Source organism: Shouchella miscanthi, assembly GCF_007725405.1.
GTDB lineage: Bacteria > Bacillota > Bacilli > Bacillales > Bacillaceae_D > Shouchella > Shouchella hunanensis.
Map to the genome: position 1 here is coordinate 905,968 of NZ_CP042163.1, position 17,432 is coordinate 923,399.

The following is a 17,432-nucleotide window of genomic DNA, read 5'->3' on the forward strand; positions in this document are numbered from 1 at the left end:
ATATAGTGTTGAAGTAGATTCATGGTAAGATGAAGAAAAGTTTGAAACGAAATGGAGTCGGTAGCGTGATTCACTTTTATCTCGGAAGAAGTGGCAGTGGTAAGTCGACGAAACTTAAAAAAGAAGCGATCGACCAGCTAAATCGCTTTCCTATTGAAGGGCCTGAACAGCTGTTTCTTGTTCCAGATCAAATGTCTTTCCAAGTTGAATATGAGCTTGCAAAAAAGTCAGGAGGATTTTCTAAGTTAAGTGTTCTAAGCTTGCAGTCATTAGCAGAAAGAATTCTTGTAGAAACGGATCAACAAGAGCTACCGTTGCTTGACCGAACAGGCATGCATGTTTTGCTTAGGAAAATCGTTGAAGAACAAAAGGAAAAGTTGCGGATTTTTAAGCGTTCAAGTCATGCAACCGGTTTTGTTCAAGAGATGGAACAAGTCATTATAGAGCTCCGTCAGCAAGAACTAACCGCAGATGCGTTTTATAAAGCAAGTAGGAATCAGTCACCATTGATTCAAGACAAAATGCATGATATCTATATCGTCTATAAAGGGTTTGAACAAGCTTTTCAACAGCGGTTTACGGACAAAGAAAATCAACTTAAGCATGCTACGGACGTATTGGCAACGTCAAATGTTGTAAAAGATGCGGTCATTTATGTGGACGGGTTCTATGATTTTAATAAGCTAGAGCGTCGGTTTTTAACGACACTGTTTAAAGAGGCATCGTCTGTACAGATTGCATTAACGTTAGACAAGGATGCAACATTGGATACGTTTTTCTACACGAATGAGACCTATCAAAGGTTAGTAGAAACGCTTCAACAACAAGGTTTATCTTATAAAACGAGTTGGTTTGAACCGAGCTTGCGATTTAAGAGAAAAGGCATTGCATCATTAGAAGAAGCGCTCGTGTATCAAGATCACGAAAAGCGAGAAAATGACGGCAGTGTCCAGTTAGTAGAAGCGGTAAATCGACGGGTTGAAATAGATGCACTTGCCCGTTCCATTCGGTCTTATGTACGAACGGAAGGCTATCGATATTCAGACATTGCCGTTGTAACCAGGGACTTAACTCTTTACAGTGATTTAATTGAACGAATCTTTCCGATGTATGACCTGCCGTTTTTCGTTGACCAGACAAAGCCAATGATTCATCATCCATTAATTGAGTTTATTCGCTCTTCCTTAGAAGCTATCATGCAGCGTTATCCTTATGAAGCGCTTTTTCGTGCTTTCAAAACCGATTTATTTATTCCACTTGATGAAGATTCGATACGCTTTCGCGAACAAATTGATCAGTTAGAAACGATTGTTCTCGCGCAGGGAATAAAAGGAAAGTTATGGTCAACGGATGTAGAATGGCGAGTGAAAACCGCACGACATGGATATGAGGATGAGCCAACAGAGGAAGAAATGGAAACGAATCACGCTGTAAATGAATTGAAAAACCAATTAATCGCACCTCTTAATCAGTTAGAGAAGCAGATAAAGCAAAGTAAAACTATTTTCGAGATGAGTCGAGCCCTTTATACCTTCTTTGAAGCTTTATCTATTCCTGACAAGATAAATCAGGTAAAAGAACAAGCGGAAGCGGAAGGGGCTATTCAACTAGGTAGTGAATATCAACAAGTGTGGGACGGAGTCATACGAATTCTAGATCAGCTTGTTGAAATTGGTGGAGACAATGCCACAACGCCCCAAGCGTTTCTTAAGACATTAAATGCTGGTTTTGAGAATATGAGCTTTCGAATGGTGCCACCGGCGATTGATCAAGTAACAGTCGGTGATATGGAGCGATCCCGCTTGCCAAAAGTACGCGTAACATTTGTCATCGGTGTAAATGAAGGTGTGATTCCATCAACGCCTAGAGACAAAGGGATTGTTAGTGCACAGGAGCGCCATGAACTTAAAGAAAAGGGCGTCTCTTTCGGTTATAGCTCGTTTGATCGAATTTGGCATGAACATTTTTATGCGTATATAGCGCAAACAAATGCGGAAGAAAAACTGGTTGTCTCTTATGCTTTAGCTGATGAGGAAGGGGCAGCCTTATTACCTTCCCCGCTCATTCGCTATATAAAAGACACACTTGATTCTGTTCCATTCACCTTTGTCCAAAATGAGGCCGATGCAGTTAATGAGAATCATTCGATTGAATATGTATCACATCCGAAGCAAGCTTTTATGGAACTCATCCGTCAGCTTCAAAAATGGAAGCAGGGTGAAACAATTGATTCCATTTGGTGGGACGTGTACCACTGGTTCATTCAGCAGGAACATTGGCAGAGTCGTTTGAAAATGGGGTTGCAAAGCCTAGATTATGCATATAAAGAAGTGCCATTGCCCATCGAAAAAGCAAGGGACTTATATGGTTCGGAGCTCGTGATGAGCGTAAGTCGTATGGAATTATTTAAGCAATGTTCGTTCCGACATTTTAGTCAATATGGGTTGAAATTAAAAGAAAGAGATGTTTATAAATTAGAAGCATTTGACATCGGTGAGTTGTTTCATATGGTGCTGAAATTGATGTCCACAAAGCAAAAGGATCGTAATAAGACATGGAAGAAGCTATCGTACGACGAGTGCCGTGAGATGACAATAGCGGCAGTGGAAGAAGTCGCTCCTATTATTCAAAGGAAGATTTTACTAAGTACAAGTCATTATCAGTATATTACTGACAAATTAAAAGAAATTGCGCTAAACGTAACAGAAGCACTACGTCAGCAAGCGTTACTCTCGAAGTTTGAGACAATTGGGCTAGAGGTTGCCTTTGGTCCACAGACGAATTTGTCCCTCCCTTCGTATTCACTTGAACACGGTATGAATATGACCGTACGAGGGAGAATTGATCGGATTGATCAAGCAAAAGTTGATGGACAATCTTACTTAAGTATCATTGATTATAAATCAAGTGCAACAGCGCTTGCTTTCTCTGACGTAATAGAAGGGCTATCCTTGCAAATCCCTGTTTATTTAACGGTTGCATTAAAGGGTTCCAAAGCATGGTTAGACGAACCGTCACAAATTGGCGGCATGTTCTACTTCCATATTCACAACCCGGTGCTAGAAGATGCAGAACACGCAGAAGAAGAACGCCTAAAAGCATTTAAGTTAAGTGGGTGGATGCCTAAGGATCGTCAACTAGCAACGCTCTTTGATCAGTCGCTAGAAGAAGCAGCGAAGTCGAAAATTGTGCCAGTAGAATTTAAAAAAGATGGCACCTTTCATAGTCGCTCAAAAGTCGTAACAGAGGATGATTTTCGCACACTCTTTGCATACACGGAACAAAAGATTGTTGAAATTGGCAATGACATTGTTAGTGGAAAAACAGAGGTGAAGCCGTTTCAACGTGAGAATGGTCATGTCGCTTGTAGCTTCTGTCCAATGCAAGCAGTGTGTCAATTTGACCCGACGTTACCTGGCTATGACTATAACGAAATTTATAAGAAAACGCATCGAGATGCACTTGAAGAGATGCGCGACATTCTTGATGAAGGAGAGGGTGAAGATGCCTAAATGGACGTTACAAGAAAAGCCAGCAGATGTTAGCTGGACGGATGAACAGTGGCAGGCGATCTCTCTTAAAGGTGGAAATATTCTTGTCGCAGCAGCAGCAGGTAGTGGGAAGACTGCTGTTCTAGTTGAACGAATTGTTAAGCGAATGATTGATCCAAATGATGAAGCTGAGATGGATCGATTACTAGTTGTAACATTTACAAAAGCAGCCGCAGCAGAGATGAAGGCACGTATTGGTAAACGGATAGAAGAGGAGTTAAGTGTTCGTCCTACACCTTATTTAAAACGCCAGTACCGTTTATTAAACCGAGCCACAATATCCACCCTACATTCCTTTTGTTCTGAACTCATTCGTGCCCATTATTATGAAATTAATGTTGATCCGACGATTCGATTGGCAAATGATACGGAAAGAGAATTGCTTAAAGAAGAAGTGCTAGAAACGTTACTAGAGCGTTATTACGCCTTGGATAAAGAGACAATGCCCGACTTCTACACAATGGCAGAAGCATATAGTGGAGATCGCTCAGATACAAGTCTAAGAGCGCTCCTTTTACAACTATATACGCGTTCCAGGTCCCATCCTGATCCAGATAGGTGGCTTAATGAGAGTGCGAGGATGTATGAACATCCGTATGACGATGTAGGCGAAAGTCCATGGGGGAAAATCATTTTAGAAGAAGTGTTTAGCTTTGTGTCAGGGGCCATTGCCAATCATACACGAGCTCTTCAACTCGCTGAGCGAGGTGATGGACCTGCTTTTTATCATGAACGACTAACAGAAGAGGTTGTAGCACTTGAAGGGCTTACCAAGTGTCAATCTTGGGATCAGTTGTATCAACAGCTGCATGATTTTACTTGGAAACGTCTACCTAGTAAGAAAAAAGATGATCCAACCGATCCTCAATTAATGGAACGAGTAAAAGGACTACGGGATGATAGTAAAAAATTAGTGCAAAAAGCCCAAGAACTTTTAATGACTGATGCACAAGAGAACCGGTTGCGCCTACAACAGATGCAAGGTCGTGTCCGTATGTTAACAACCCTTGTAAAAGAGTTCGCTAAAGCGTACCGAGAAGAAAAAGCAGAACGTTCGTTGATGGATTTTGATGACCTTGAACACTTTGCTCTCGACATTCTTAGTGAAGAATCAATTGCAGAACCGTCTGCCATTGCACTGCAATACAAAGCCCGGTTTCAAGAAGTGTTAACGGATGAATATCAAGACACCAATCAAGTCCAAGAAGCAATCTTGCAATTAGTCGCAAATGGCGAGAACCGTTTTATGGTAGGAGATGTTAAACAGAGCATCTATCGCTTTCGGTTGGCGGAACCGGGTTTGTTTATTGAGAAACAAACAACGTATGCGAAGATAGAGCGCCCTCTGGATAAACTGAAAGAAGCAAAAGGAATTCGGATTGATTTAGCGCATAACTTTCGTAGCCGTAAAGAAGTGCTTGACGCTGTTAATTACGTGTTTGCACAGACGATGGACAAGCATGTAGGGGAAGTAGAGTATGATCAAACGCAAGCGTTGCAATACGGTAACCTTGACTATGGAATAGAAGACGAAGGTTATGACGTTCATGTTGCTTTACTTGAAAAAGAGGATGAGGACGACGCCAGTGGTTTTGAATTATCCGCAGAAAAAGAAGCGAAATGGACAGCGAATAAAATTAATGAATTACGAGCGAGTAAATACCTCGTTTATGATAAAAGGCAAAACCAAATGCGTCCAATTGAATATCGGGACATAACGATTTTAATGAGATCCCTTCCATCGGCTCCTGTTTTTGTGGACGTATTTAAAAGAGCGGGTATTCCACTTTTTTCAGATCGAGATGAAGGCTATTTTCGGCATGTAGAAGTGCAAATTATGCTGTCATTATTGAAAATTATTGATAATCCTTTTCAAGATATTCCGTTAGCGTCGGTACTGCGTTCACCAATTGTCGGACTCCAAGATGATGAGCTAGCAAGTATACGCCTACATGATCAAGAAGGGTTCTTTTATGAAGCCATGCAGGCCACTCTTTTAAATGAAAAGCAAGAAGGAAATTGGTTGGAGAAGCTTGCTCATTTTAATAAGCAACTTCAAAATTGGCGGACGAGAGCACGAACGACTGCGTTATCTACATTTATTTGGGAACTGTTTACGGAAACTGGGTACGATGTATTTGTAGGTGGTTTGCCTGGAGGAAAGCAACGACAAGCCAACGTGCGAGCCTTGTACGATCGTGCAAAGGCGTTTGAAGATACATCGTTTCGCGGCATCTTTCGGTTTCTGCGTTTTGTTGAGCGGATGGAAGAGCAAGGAGACGATTTTGAGAGTGCACGTACCATTAGTGAGCAAGAGAATGTTGTTCGCTTAATGTCGATCCATAAAAGTAAAGGGCTCGAATTTCCAGTAGTCTTCGTAGTAGATATGTGGAAGCAATTTAACTTAATGGATACGAGACGACAAACCCAAATTCACCAAACATTAGGATTTGGCTCGACCTACTTAGATGTAGAACGACGTGTGAAGTACCCTACAATGGCAGAGGCGGCAATAAAGAAATTGCAAGAAAGAGAGCAAATATCGGAAGAACTTCGTGTGCTGTATGTAGCTCTAACGAGAGCGAAGGAAAAGCTGTTCCTACTAGGAAGTGTTAAAGAAAGAGAAGCAAAGTTGGAAGCATGGATAGAACAGGCGGAGTCTTCTCTTTCACTACATGAGCGCAAGCAGGCTCGTCGGTTCTTTGACTGGATCATGCCTGTTGTTCTCCGACATGAAGATGTGAATCGTGTTTCTAACAAGAAGGAGCATCCGTCAAAGTGGACGCTCGATGATATGGTGGAAGTACCTTCATTAGCACGTACTCAACCTCAGTCAACAAATACAACAGTTCAATTGCTACAGCAATTAGAACGATTAGATGGACGAACTGCTGGAATGGAGTGTGAAGTGGAGCGTCGACTTGCTTTCAATTATATATATCCTGTAGCTACCAAAACAGCGGCGAAACAAAGCGTGACCGAATTAAAACGAAAAACCAACTGGTATTCTCTTGATGAGGAAATGAATACGTCTCGGAAAAACGTCATGCATGCGATGAAGGAGCCACGTTTTTTAAAAGGGGATCAGAAGCTAAGTTCTACTGAAAAAGGATCGCTTATGCATCGTATTATGCAGAGGCTATCATTTCAGACAAAGGATCCGTCTCATATTAAGCAAGAGATTGAAGCCATTTCAAATCGGCTTGCGTTGAAAAAAGAAGAAAGAAGCGCCATCTCATACCAACGCATTATTGATTTTCATCAATCATCAGTGGGAACTCGTTTACTCAATTCGAAAAAAGTGAAAAGAGAGGTGCCTTTTTCCTATGTTCAACCTAAGCAGCAATTCTCCTCTCAAGAAGAGGGAGCAGAAGAAGACGACGTGTTAATTCGAGGAATTATTGACGTGTTATGGTGGGATGAGAACGGTGAGTTGTTTTTACTTGATTATAAAACCGATCGCATTCAATCTTCTGGCTTAGAGAAACAAGAGGTCGAAAAGGTCTTGAAGGAACGTTATGAGCACCAAATCGCGCAATACAAGCAAGCAATTGAAGCCATTTGGAATGTACCGGTAAAGGAATGCTGGCTGTATTTCTTTGATGGCGGTATCGACATTCAACTATTCAAATAAAGGCAACTGTATGTACAAAGGTAAAAGCGCCTGACTCATTGAGAAAGGCGCTTTATCATTTAAGAAGGTGTAGGATTGTCAATTTTTCGATCCTTGCCAGCAGCATAACCAAATAAAGAAATGCCGATAGCCGCAGCCATAAGAATCAGGAGTGGCACAGTCCAACTTTTTGTACTGTCCGCGATGAATCCAAGAAGGAATGGTCCTGTAGCGGCAATCATATAACCAACTGATTGTGCCATACTAGAAAGCTGTGAAGATTGCTCGACAGTATGGGTACGCAAGACAAAAAACATCATTGCTAAACTAAAAGTCGTCCCCATCCCCATACCTGTAACAATAAGAAATAGGATAGTGAACGAAGATGCGGTTAGTGCGACACCAGCAAGTCCTATTAAAAATAATAGTCCTGACGCAACAGCAAGCCACGTTTGACTCTTTAATTTAGCTGCAAAAATCGGAACAAAAAACGTAGCTGGGATGAGTCCTACTTGCATTAACGCCATAAACCAGCCTGCCTCACTTTCTGTAAACCCTTTATTCAGTAGGATGTCTGGTAGCCAAGTAAACAAGCTATAAGGAATGAATGATTGAAGTCCCATAAACAACGAAACGCACCAAGCGAGCTTCGATTTAAAGATGGAAGGAGAAGGTTGGTTATCTACTTTTCCAGGAACTTTTTTTCGAGACGACAACATAACAGGTAGTCGTAAGCAAATAAAAAAAACAGCAATAGCCGATAATATGGCCCATAAAAGCAAAGCCTGTTGCCAGTTGAAAGCGCTTGATTCAGCTATCGGTACGGATAAGCCGGATGCAAATGCACCAAAGAGATTCATAGAAACAGAGTAGATGCCCATCATAACACCAATTCGTAATGGAAAACTAAGCTTAATTAAACCAGGCATTAAGACGTTTCCGACTGCTATACCAAGACCGAGAAAAAGGGTACCTACTAACAATAACGGTGTATATCCGAGGGAGCGGAACACAATGCCAATGGTTAATACAATCATAGCGAATAAAAGCATGAATTCCATCCCTGTTTTCCGAGAAATTCTTGGTACAAGAGGTGAGAACAAACCAAACATAAGCAGTGGTAATGTATTGACTAAGCCAATAGTTACATTTGAAATGCCTAAATCTTCTCTTATAAAAGGAATTAACGGTCCAAACGAAGTCATTGGTGATCGTAAGGTAGCAGCAATTAATAAGATAGACACGAGTAATAAAAACGTGTAATAGGATTCTTTGTTGTTCGTTTGCAGCTTTTGCATATCAATCTCCTTCATAGTGAGTAAAACGTCTTTGAATTACAATGCTTCATTTTACTCCTGTGGAAGAACGGAAATCAAGCTTTCTTTTAGCTCATCCATTAATAGGAAATGTCAGTGGTTCATGATAGAACGAGTAGATCAGATTCATTGAAAGCGCTATCAATGTTCGCTCGTTTAATGAAATGAACCGAGTCAACAAATGATAAGGGTACTTCTTTTATGTTATAATTAAAACTATTCAGTCTAAAAGATTCAGCAGAGGTGCGGTTAAACAATGAACACAGTGAGTATCGCTGGCTGACTTTTGAAGACGCAAAGAGTATGTTGTCAATACCAGGGACAGGAGATGTTCTATCGTTTATTGAAGACCATTTTGTGTATAAAAAGCCAAAGAATTTTTTGAGAATTGAGGAAAAGGAATGTTCATTGTAAATGTAGAAGGGGCAGTTTGGAATGATGGAAAATGGCTTGTTATTGAAAGAAGCTCAAAGGAAGCACATGCAGGAGGACTACTGTCATTAGTAGGTGGTAAAGTCGATGCATCTGGAATCGATAAAGATGTATTAGAAAAAACGATACAGCGTGAGTTTTTAGAAGAAGTTGGTTTGAAATTGAAAAACGATATGGTCTATGTGCGCAATACGACTTTTGCAGTGAACGGAAAACCTGTCATTGACCTTGTGTTTCTATGTGAACGAGAAGAAGGAAGTCAACCTTCAATCGTAAGTGCAGATGAGGTTGCAGACATTCATTGGATGACCTTTGAGGAGATCCAATCACATAGCAAAGCACCAGATTATTTTATAGAAAGTATTTGTATGGCAGAGAAAGTACGATTACGCCAAAGGGAGTGATACATTTGGAAAAGCTGTTAAAGCAAGCATTAAGGGAATCGTATGAACTGAATATGGATCAGGTGAAGGCCGTTACAAACGAAAACAACAACATAATAACCGCGATTCGGTTCTGGCTCAATTGCAATCGGTTCTTCCCAAATACTCTCAGCAAAAACAAGTCCTCTTTCCCCGTCTTGATTAAAGAGATTCACTTCACTGATGCCGTACCTGAAACCAGGCTCATGCAGCACTTCCCAAAATTGATTCGATTCGGTCGAAGCCATACTCAACACATCATCTTCATTGAAGTAGAGATTTAAGATAGTTCCATCAACTTCAAAATCAGTCATGTTCGAGAAATGTTGTCGTTGTGGGGTTATTGCTGGAGAGATGGGAAGAGTAATGTTGTGTGCTTGAAAAAAATAGTATACGAGATAGCCATCCAGTCTTATAAAAAGAGATTTAGACGAATTATCATTGTTATTTCTGATAAGACCAATTTTGGGGATTAAATGATACGGTTTATTTTTTAGTAAAGAAACGAGGGTTGCAATTGGTCTGCAACCCTCGTTTGAGGGAAAGGTAACACATTTTTCACAATCAATTTTAAGCAGTCGGTCTGACGATTATTTCGTTCACATCGACATTTTCGGGTTGTTTGATTGCATAAAGAATTGATTGGGCGATTGCATTCGAAGGTAAAGAGATCCTTCTGTACTCTTTCATGACCTGTTTCGCTTCTTCATCGGAAATACTTTCGGCAAGCTCAGACTCCGTTACGCCTGGCGCAATGTTTGTGACACGAATGTTTGGCCCAGTCTCCATTCGAAGTCCTTCAGAGAGCGCTCGAACTGCAAATTTAGTAGCGCAGTAAACTGCTGCGGTAGGGGAAACTTCATGCGCACCAATGGATGATACATTGATAAAGTGACCGAATTTTTGTTTATTCATGATTGGGAGTCCAGCTGCAATGCCGTGAAGAACACCACGAATATTCACATCAACCATTTGATTCCATTCATCGGTTTTTAAGGCTGCTAGCTTTGAAAGGGGCATCACTCCGGCATTATTAATAAGGACGTCGACTTGTCCATAGCGGCTATTCACATAGGTGACAAATTCATTCATTTCTTCTTTGTTTGTGACATCTAACCGTCGATAATCGGCTGATCCACCCTCACGAATGATATCGTTCGCGATCGCTTTAAGATTGTCAGTGCGCCTTGCTCCTAAAACCACATGTGCGCCTTCTTGGGCAAGTAGGCGTGCTGTAGCTTCACCAATACCGCTGCTCGCTCCAGTAATCATGATGACTTTCTCTTTAATTGTAGACATCTTCTTTGCACCTCATTTTCTGTTAGTCTCCCGGTATAAAACCATTCCAGCGTGATAGAGAATTCCATTTCGAAATTCTCCATCAGCGGTAAACCCCGTATCATCGATGTAATCAATCTGATTTCCATTAACCGTATAATGACCTTGATAGGCACTTTGTTTCGAGCCACGGGCCTCATCATAACGTCCATTGGCTAAAAGCTCATGGCGAATGTATCCGTCTTCTGTGACCCAAATCCCAATATAGGCGCTGCTATTTAATGATTGAGACAAGCTTAATCACCTCCTACTCGTTTCATCGTATCTTAATGAGGAACAGACCCGGTAGCCTATTCGGGTTGGGTTATTGCCTAATCCTCCAGAAATAATTATTGTACGAGTTTGAATAAAAGGAATATAATTTAAGTAATTACTTAGCGGTAGGAGTTGTTTGGATGAACAATCATATAAAAGAACAACAGGTGGAACTCTCACATATCATTCACCGACATTGTGAGAATGACGGGGTTCATTTTACGGGGATTCCTCAACTTTATTTCATTCGATCTTCTTTTAAGTCAACACGAATCCATACCATTCATGAACCAGCTTTATGTATTGTTGCACAAGGAGAGAAAATCGTGGTGCTTGCACAAGATCGGTATCAATATGATGCTTCTCATTACTTAGTTGTATCATTTGATTTACCTATTTCTGGTGAAATCATTACTGCCACTCCGGAAAGCCCCTATTTGTGTCTTCGTTTAGATTTTGAACAAAAGCAAATCGTTGATCTAATGATGAATACAGATCAAGCGCTCAGTAAAAAGTCAAACTCTAAACCAGGACTATTCGTGAATCAGACAAAAGCCGAAATGTTTGAAGCTGTTTTAAGACTTGTGCGTTTGCTCGATACGCCAAAAGACATTCCGGTTCTTGCCCCTCTAATGATTCAAGAAATCCTTTATCGGTTACTTGAAGATGATAATAGTGATTCGATTAAACAGATTGCCATCGTTGGGGGACACGGACAAAAGATTGCGCAAGTTATTAACCGGATAAAACAGGATTTTACAAAGGCGTTATCGATGGAAGAACTAGCTTTGTCTATTAATATGAGTTCTTCATCGCTGCATGACCATTTCAAAAGAGTGACGAAATTAAGTCCCTTGCAATATCAAAAACAGTTGAGGCTACAAGAGGCTCGGCGTTTAATACTATCTAGCGAAACCGACGCAGCAACTGCTGGATTTCGTGTTGGTTATGAAAGCCCTTCACAATTCAGCCGTGAATATTCCCGATTATTTGGTCAACCACCAATGAAAGATTTAAAACGATATTTAAGTGCTAAAAAATAACGGATGAACATGCTACCTAGCATTTCATCACTTAGTTAGTCATCATTTCATCGATGACCTTTGAGGAGATCCAATCACATAGCAAGGCACCAGATTATTTTATAGAAAGTATTTGTATGGCAGAGAAAGTACGATTACGCCAAAGGGAGTGATACATTTGGAAAAGCTGTTAAAGCAAGCATTAAGGGAATCGTATGAACTGAATATGGATCAGGTGAAGGCCGTTACAAACGAAATGTTTTCATGTTCAAGTGGTCATAAGCGTTATTTTGTTCGCGTAACAAATTATAAAACGATAGTAGAGCAGCAAGCAGAAGTAGACTGGACCGTTTGGCTACATGATAAAGGGCTGGCTGCACCGGAAGTTCTGTTTTCGAAAAGAGATCGTTCAATTGAATCAATCACTTATAAAGATAAAGAAATACGCATGGTTGTATATCGGGCAGCACCAGGTGAGCATGCAAAAAAAAAAGGAATGGAATAAGGAGACGTTTGAACGATTAGGAGAAGAGATTGGACGGATTCATTCAATGTCTAAATTGTATCAAGGAAATACGCGGGCCATTAATGATTGGCACATGAATGATGAATACAATTGGAGGAAATACATACCGAAAGTAGAAAAGAGAGTACGAGAGACAATGGAAAGCATTTTTCGTGATCTTGAAGCAGTGCCAAAAACGAACGATACATACGGACTCGTTCATGGAGATGTATGGTTGGAGAATGTTTTGGTAGAGAGTAATAAACTCACCCTTATTGATTACCAAGATTGTGAGAAGCATTTTTTACTGTTTGATTTAGTTGTGCCGGTTTATAGTGCAATGGAATATTCCTTTGATGGAAATGGAAGCATTGTGGCATATGTTCATGAGCTAACAAAAGCAATCTTTCAAGGATACGCTCGAGAATGCTCGCTACCGCCTTCTTATCTAGACCATCTGCTGCTTATGTTCCGATTAAAGGAAGTAGCGGATTACTTGCTCATGCATATCTATGGCCATGAGGTGCGAGGTGAAGAGGAAGAGCGTCTGTTTAATCTGTATCGCATAAAGATTGAACAAAATCATCTTCAGTACTTGATTACAAAGGAGCTTGTTGAGGAATTAAAAGCGTTAGCTGTCTAAGAGAAAAGGATCAGTCCCTTCTCTCTTAGAAGTTCAATAGCCACGTTTGTTGCCTTTTTTCACTTCATTCCAGTCCACATCAATATTTTTACGCACGGTTTGAAGTAGGTTAAAGAGGGTTTCTACTTCGGTAGATGATAACCCCTTTAAAGCGACCGCCTCTGAATGGTTATTTTCTCTAAGTAAAAATTGATACACCTCTTTTCCTCGCTTAGTGGGGAAAAGCTTTTTTATTTTTCGATTAGATGGATCTTCTTGTTTATAGATAAATCCTTGATTTTCCAGTTTCGTAATCGCTCTGGCTGCAGTCGTTCGATCCACTTTTAACATTTCGGCAATCTTTTCTTGAATAGACCCAGGGTGTTCATAAATTCGAATTAAGTAAAGGTATTGGCCCTTAGTGAGATCAATCTCTTTAAATTCAATATTGCTTATTGAATCAAGCGCACGAGCAATGGTTCCTATTTCGCGAAGAATTTCTTTCATAGAAAAACTCCTTTCATTTTTTGTTGCAAATACAACAAAAATACGGTACGTTAGATTGAGAGTACATGAGAAAGAAATGAGGATTCGATTATGACTAAACACATTATTGTTAATCAAGAACAGTTAGAGCTTGCTTTTTCTATTAGAAAGACCGTTTTTGTTGACGAACAACATTGTCCAATAGAAGATGAATTTGACTCCTTTGATGATTTAACGTCCCCTTGTACACATGTTTTAGTTTATTATAACGAAAAACCAGTAGGTACGGGAAGAGTTCGTCAAGTAGAAGGAAAAGCGAAGTTAGAGCGAATTTGCCTGCTTAAAGAATACCGGAAGCACGGGTTAGGAAAAGAGATTATTGCGCTACTAGAGGAAATCGCTAGAGAAATGGGTTGTGTGAGAGCGCTTTTACATGGTCAAACACATGCAGAAGGATTTTATGAAAAGCTTGGTTACGTAACAACCTCTGACGTGTTTAAAGAAGATGGCATTCCTCACGTGAAAATGGAAAAAACGTTTCAATGAATGAAAAAAGGAGGGGGGATGTATGTCAGTTGAGTTCCTAACGCCCTTTCGAAAAAAGATGCTTGTTGTTTCCATTCTTTCAGCATCTTTTTTGTTTTTGCTCAATCAATTTTTGCTTATTACGGCATTTCCGCAAATTATGGAAGATTTCTCGATTAACGCGACCCAAGTACAGTGGTTAACCACGTCCTTTCTGTTAACGACAACAACGTTAATCCCAACAATGGGTTATTTCATGGGAAGATTTCAAGCCCGTACGTTAACGTTCGTAGCCATTTCGTTCTTTATAATGGGAACCCTGTTAGCGATTTTCGCACAAACGTTTACGCTTCTCATTGTAGCAAGAGTCATTCAAGCAGTTGGTGCTGGGATGATGCTTCCTCTCGTACAAACCATTCTCTTGCTCGTTTACCCAATTGAAAAACGTGGCTATGCGATGGGCCTTATGACCATGGTTGTGAATGTAGCACCTGCAATAGGGCCGTCCATTGCAGGCTATGTCGTTGATTTATCAAGCTGGCGGTTTTTATTTTGGCTCGTGCTTCCCCTAGCGATTGCCCTTTTCGTCTTAAATAGTATATTCATGCAAAACATTACAGAGAAAGGGCAGGCGAGGTTAAGCATACCGTCGCTGTTTTTCTCAGCCATTGGCTTTGCCGGTACCATTCTGGCGATAAGCAATTTCAGTGTGTACGGACTAGCCAGTATGTATGTGATCATACCTGCAGTAATCGGCATGCTAGCCCTAACGACGTTTATTTGGATACAACTTATATCTGATCAGCCGATGTTAAATTTGCGGCTATTTCGTTTAAAATGGTTTGTCCATGGTACGTTATTGTCGTTTGTCATTTCGATCTTACTGCTATCAACAGAAACCCTACTCCCGTTATTCATTCAAGATGTTCAAGAGCGGTCTGCTTTTATTTCTGGTATGACCCTGTTGCCTGGCACATTGCTCCTATCAGTAACATCTTTTCTAGCTGGAAAGTGGTTTGATCAATACGGTGGCAAAGTACTCGGAATCATTGGCTATTCTGTTATGGCCGTGACATTTATGTGGTTTGCGATAATGGGGGCAGACACAACTGTAATTGCTATGATTGTTTGTTTTAGCTTATTTATGGGAGCCGTTGGGATTGTGATGACACCGGCAACTGCTATCGCCATGAATGCTTTAAAGCAAGAAGATCTTCCACATGGTACAGCTATCGTAAACACAGTCAAACAATTTGCAGCCGCTCTTGGCGTTACAATTTTAACTACTGTTGTAAGTATTCGAGCGGCACAGCCGGAATACTCTTATATTGAGGGAACATTAATGGGTCTCTCAATGGCTTTTGCTACAATGGGTGTTCTTTCCCTTATCGCTTTACTGCTTGTCCTCTTCACAAAAAATCGTAGTCGATCAAACAATACACTTTTGTAGGAGGGTACCCCAATGATTTTGTTGGGGTAATTTGTTTAATTAAAGATCGTTACAGGTGCGAGCTAATCTATTATAGTAAGTAGTGAAAGGGGAGAAATAGAGTGAAGGAAAATGGAAATCGAGGCCTTTTAACGGCCATTTTAGTTTGTTTGATTTTACTTGTACTCGGCTTTGGTAATGGAGGGGCTGACTCTAGTTCTGAGTTCCCTCAGCAAATTGAAACATTCGCAAATGAAGATCAAGTGCTATCATTAGGGGAGGATAAAATCATTATACACACCAGCTACAATGAAATCATTGTGCTACAGTGGAACCTTGATACGCAAACGTTCGAAAAGATTCAAACCTATGACTATTTCTTGGAAGAATAAAAAGGTACACAAAGAAGTCGTTTCATAATTGGTTTGAATGGGCGCTTGGATGACCTTTTCATCTGCGAAGAATTGGCGGAGAACGCTCCCGCATTAAAGCGTTACTCATCTAGATATCTGTTCGTTCTAAAGTCTTATTTTAGCGTCAACCTATTCGTTGACATGCGAATTGTCCGCTATCTTGTTTAAAAAAGGAACAAAAAGGGTATAAAAGTTAATTATTTTTAAAATATACTGTCTTTTTTTCTAGTTGTGTGCCACAATGTAGATACAGCAATTACTATCGGCTGAATAAATAGTAGGGAGGTCCCGTACATTGTATAAAATTATACGAATGTTAAACGGGGCAACAGAAACCCTTAAAGACACGAACAGCCAACTAGATAAGGTTTTTATTGATCCTGTTGCCGCGCAATCTTTGGCAAGTAAACTGAACAATCATCTTTACTCGAATGCTGAACGCTGGAAAGTAACGACTATTAATGGCGTTGATTATTAAGATATAGAAGCAATTACAGTCTTATGTGATTGCTTTTTTTGTTTCACTGAAAAAGATTGTTTGTATAAAAAAAGCTAGCCCTTACACAGGCTAGCTTTTTGTGATGAATTTATTCATAAACGTGGATCGTTACGTTTTGACGACCGAAGTTTAATGCATCTTGACGTTCAGGCATAAAGAGGTCAATTTTGTTGCCATTAATTGCGCCACCAGTGTCACCAGCAATCGCTTCTCCGTAGCCTTCCACATATACTTTGCTACCAAGTGGAATGACGTTTGGATCAACAGCAATGACTTTTTGATTCGGATTCGCTCTTAAATCAATGCCAGTAGCCGTTACGCCAGAGCAACCTTCACAAAATGCAGTATAAGCCGTAGCTTCCACACTCATTGTTGTTGTGCCCTCTGATTGTGTCGGCTCAGAACTAGTGGATTCAGTTGAATTCGTTGTTTCAGTTGTTTCATTTGACGCTTCTGAAGAACTTGTCTCACTTGAAGCACTAGTCGATTCTGAATTCGTTGACTCAGCTGTAGCTGGTTCATTTGAAGCGGTTTGAGGTGCAGATTCATTTGATTGAATTTCACCTTTCACTTGACCTTGTTCACCTTCACCAGGCATTGTTAATTGTTGGCCGATAAAGATTAAGTTCTTATCGTAAATGTCTGGATTTAATTCTACTATATTTTGTACGTCTGTTTGATGCTTGTTAGCAATCTGACTCAGTGTGTCTCCGCTTTTGACTTCATATGCAAATGCTGGAGTGGCAACAAGTATTGATCCTAAGACAGCAAGTGACGTTACTAATTTTTTCATACTGTAAAACTCCCCTTATAATGTAGTATTCATCCCCAAGTAATGGAACTATGAAAATGTGTAAGATGAGTCGTTCTTGTGTGTAATTCCATTTTTATGCGGAATGTCTCTCGCAAGATCAAACTATACAGAACATAGATAACTCTTTCAACCCATTTTCCGCGAAGTAATGAACTTGTAAAATGACTGTAATCCGCATAGGTACAGGGAT

General features: G+C 40.3%; 16 protein-coding genes. 10 read left to right on the plus strand and 6 right to left on the minus strand.

Annotated features, from left to right (window positions below; all coding sequences use genetic code 11):
• Positions 1–65 precede the first annotated feature (65 nt).
• Together addB and addA are read left to right on the plus strand one after the other, a co-directional pair.
• Positions 66–3,512 (plus strand): helicase-exonuclease AddAB subunit AddB, encoded by a 3,447-nt coding sequence (gene addB, locus FPV17_RS04330; protein WP_186370730.1) that lies wholly within the window; start codon positions 66–68, stop codon positions 3,510–3,512.
• Positions 3,505–7,185 (plus strand): helicase-exonuclease AddAB subunit AddA, encoded by a 3,681-nt coding sequence (gene addA, locus FPV17_RS04335; RefSeq protein WP_186370731.1) that lies wholly within the window; start codon positions 3,505–3,507, stop codon positions 7,183–7,185. The genes addB and addA overlap by 8 nt, the downstream gene beginning before the upstream one ends.
• 59 nt (positions 7,186–7,244) lie before the next feature.
• Here addA and FPV17_RS04340 read toward each other — a convergent pair whose 3' ends face one another.
• Entirely contained in the window at positions 7,245–8,462 is a 1,218-nt protein-coding gene (locus FPV17_RS04340) for a CynX/NimT family MFS transporter (protein WP_144558256.1), read from the minus strand.
• Between the two features lie 419 nt (positions 8,463–8,881).
• Here FPV17_RS04340 and FPV17_RS04345 point away from each other — a divergent pair, with 419 nt between their 5' ends.
• On the plus strand, positions 8,882–9,316 hold the full coding sequence (locus FPV17_RS04345; RefSeq protein ID WP_144558258.1) for an NUDIX hydrolase: 435 nt from the start codon (positions 8,882–8,884) through the stop codon (positions 9,314–9,316).
• A 29-nt stretch (positions 9,317–9,345) separates the two neighbouring features.
• Here the strand turns inward: FPV17_RS04345 and FPV17_RS04350 are convergent, their stop codons facing one another.
• The 3 genes from FPV17_RS04350 to FPV17_RS04360 form a co-directional block, all read right to left on the minus strand.
• Positions 9,346–9,648 (minus strand): hypothetical protein, encoded by a 303-nt coding sequence (locus FPV17_RS04350; RefSeq protein ID WP_144558259.1) that lies wholly within the window; start codon positions 9,646–9,648, stop codon positions 9,346–9,348.
• A 256-nt stretch (positions 9,649–9,904) separates the two neighbouring features.
• A complete protein-coding gene (locus tag FPV17_RS04355; RefSeq protein WP_144558261.1) occupies positions 9,905–10,633 on the minus strand; it encodes an SDR family oxidoreductase in 729 nt (242 codons plus the stop codon).
• 12 nt (positions 10,634–10,645) lie between these two features.
• Positions 10,646–10,906, minus strand: coding sequence for an Atu4866 domain-containing protein (locus FPV17_RS04360; RefSeq protein ID WP_060704886.1), 261 nt, complete (start codon positions 10,904–10,906; stop codon positions 10,646–10,648).
• A 161-nt stretch (positions 10,907–11,067) separates the two neighbouring features.
• Between FPV17_RS04360 and FPV17_RS04365 the strand changes: the two genes are divergently transcribed.
• The 3 genes from FPV17_RS04365 to FPV17_RS04370 all read left to right on the plus strand — a co-directional run bounded on the left by FPV17_RS04365 (position 11,068) and on the right by FPV17_RS04370 (position 13,097).
• Complete coding sequence (locus FPV17_RS04365) at positions 11,068–11,970, plus strand: AraC family transcriptional regulator (protein WP_144558263.1); 903 nt, start codon at positions 11,068–11,070, stop codon at positions 11,968–11,970.
• Positions 11,971–12,127: 157 nt separating this feature from the next.
• Positions 12,128–12,454: a hypothetical protein gene (locus tag FPV17_RS21740; RefSeq protein WP_052007510.1), complete on the plus strand. Its 327-nt coding sequence runs from the start codon at positions 12,128–12,130 to the stop codon at positions 12,452–12,454.
• The gene (locus FPV17_RS04370) at positions 12,429–13,097 is read left to right on the plus strand and encodes a phosphotransferase enzyme family protein (protein ID WP_052007509.1); all 669 of its coding nucleotides are present in this window, start codon (positions 12,429–12,431) and stop codon (positions 13,095–13,097) included. The genes FPV17_RS21740 and FPV17_RS04370 overlap by 26 nt, the downstream gene beginning before the upstream one ends.
• 33 nt (positions 13,098–13,130) lie before the next feature.
• Here the strand turns inward: FPV17_RS04370 and FPV17_RS04375 are convergent, their stop codons facing one another.
• The gene (locus tag FPV17_RS04375) at positions 13,131–13,583 is read right to left on the minus strand and encodes a MarR family winged helix-turn-helix transcriptional regulator (protein ID WP_144558265.1); all 453 of its coding nucleotides are present in this window, start codon (positions 13,581–13,583) and stop codon (positions 13,131–13,133) included.
• 90 nt (positions 13,584–13,673) lie between these two features.
• Here FPV17_RS04375 and FPV17_RS04380 point away from each other — a divergent pair, with 90 nt between their 5' ends.
• The 4 genes from FPV17_RS04380 (at position 13,674) to FPV17_RS04395 (ending at position 16,407) form a co-directional block, all read left to right on the plus strand.
• Complete coding sequence (locus tag FPV17_RS04380) at positions 13,674–14,108, plus strand: GNAT family N-acetyltransferase (protein ID WP_035393084.1); 435 nt, start codon at positions 13,674–13,676, stop codon at positions 14,106–14,108.
• Between the two features lie 22 nt (positions 14,109–14,130).
• Entirely contained in the window at positions 14,131–15,537 is a 1,407-nt protein-coding gene (locus FPV17_RS04385) for a DHA2 family efflux MFS transporter permease subunit (RefSeq protein ID WP_144558267.1), read from the plus strand.
• Positions 15,538–15,638: 101 nt separating this feature from the next.
• Positions 15,639–15,908: a hypothetical protein gene (locus FPV17_RS04390; protein ID WP_035393083.1), complete on the plus strand. Its 270-nt coding sequence runs from the start codon at positions 15,639–15,641 to the stop codon at positions 15,906–15,908.
• 316 nt (positions 15,909–16,224) lie between these two features.
• Positions 16,225–16,407, plus strand: coding sequence for a hypothetical protein (locus tag FPV17_RS04395; protein ID WP_035393082.1), 183 nt, complete (start codon positions 16,225–16,227; stop codon positions 16,405–16,407).
• 109 nt (positions 16,408–16,516) lie between these two features.
• Here FPV17_RS04395 and FPV17_RS04400 read toward each other — a convergent pair whose 3' ends face one another.
• On the minus strand, positions 16,517–17,221 hold the full coding sequence (locus tag FPV17_RS04400) for a 3D domain-containing protein (protein WP_060704880.1): 705 nt from the start codon (positions 17,219–17,221) through the stop codon (positions 16,517–16,519).
• Between the last annotated feature and the right edge of the window lie 211 nt (positions 17,222–17,432).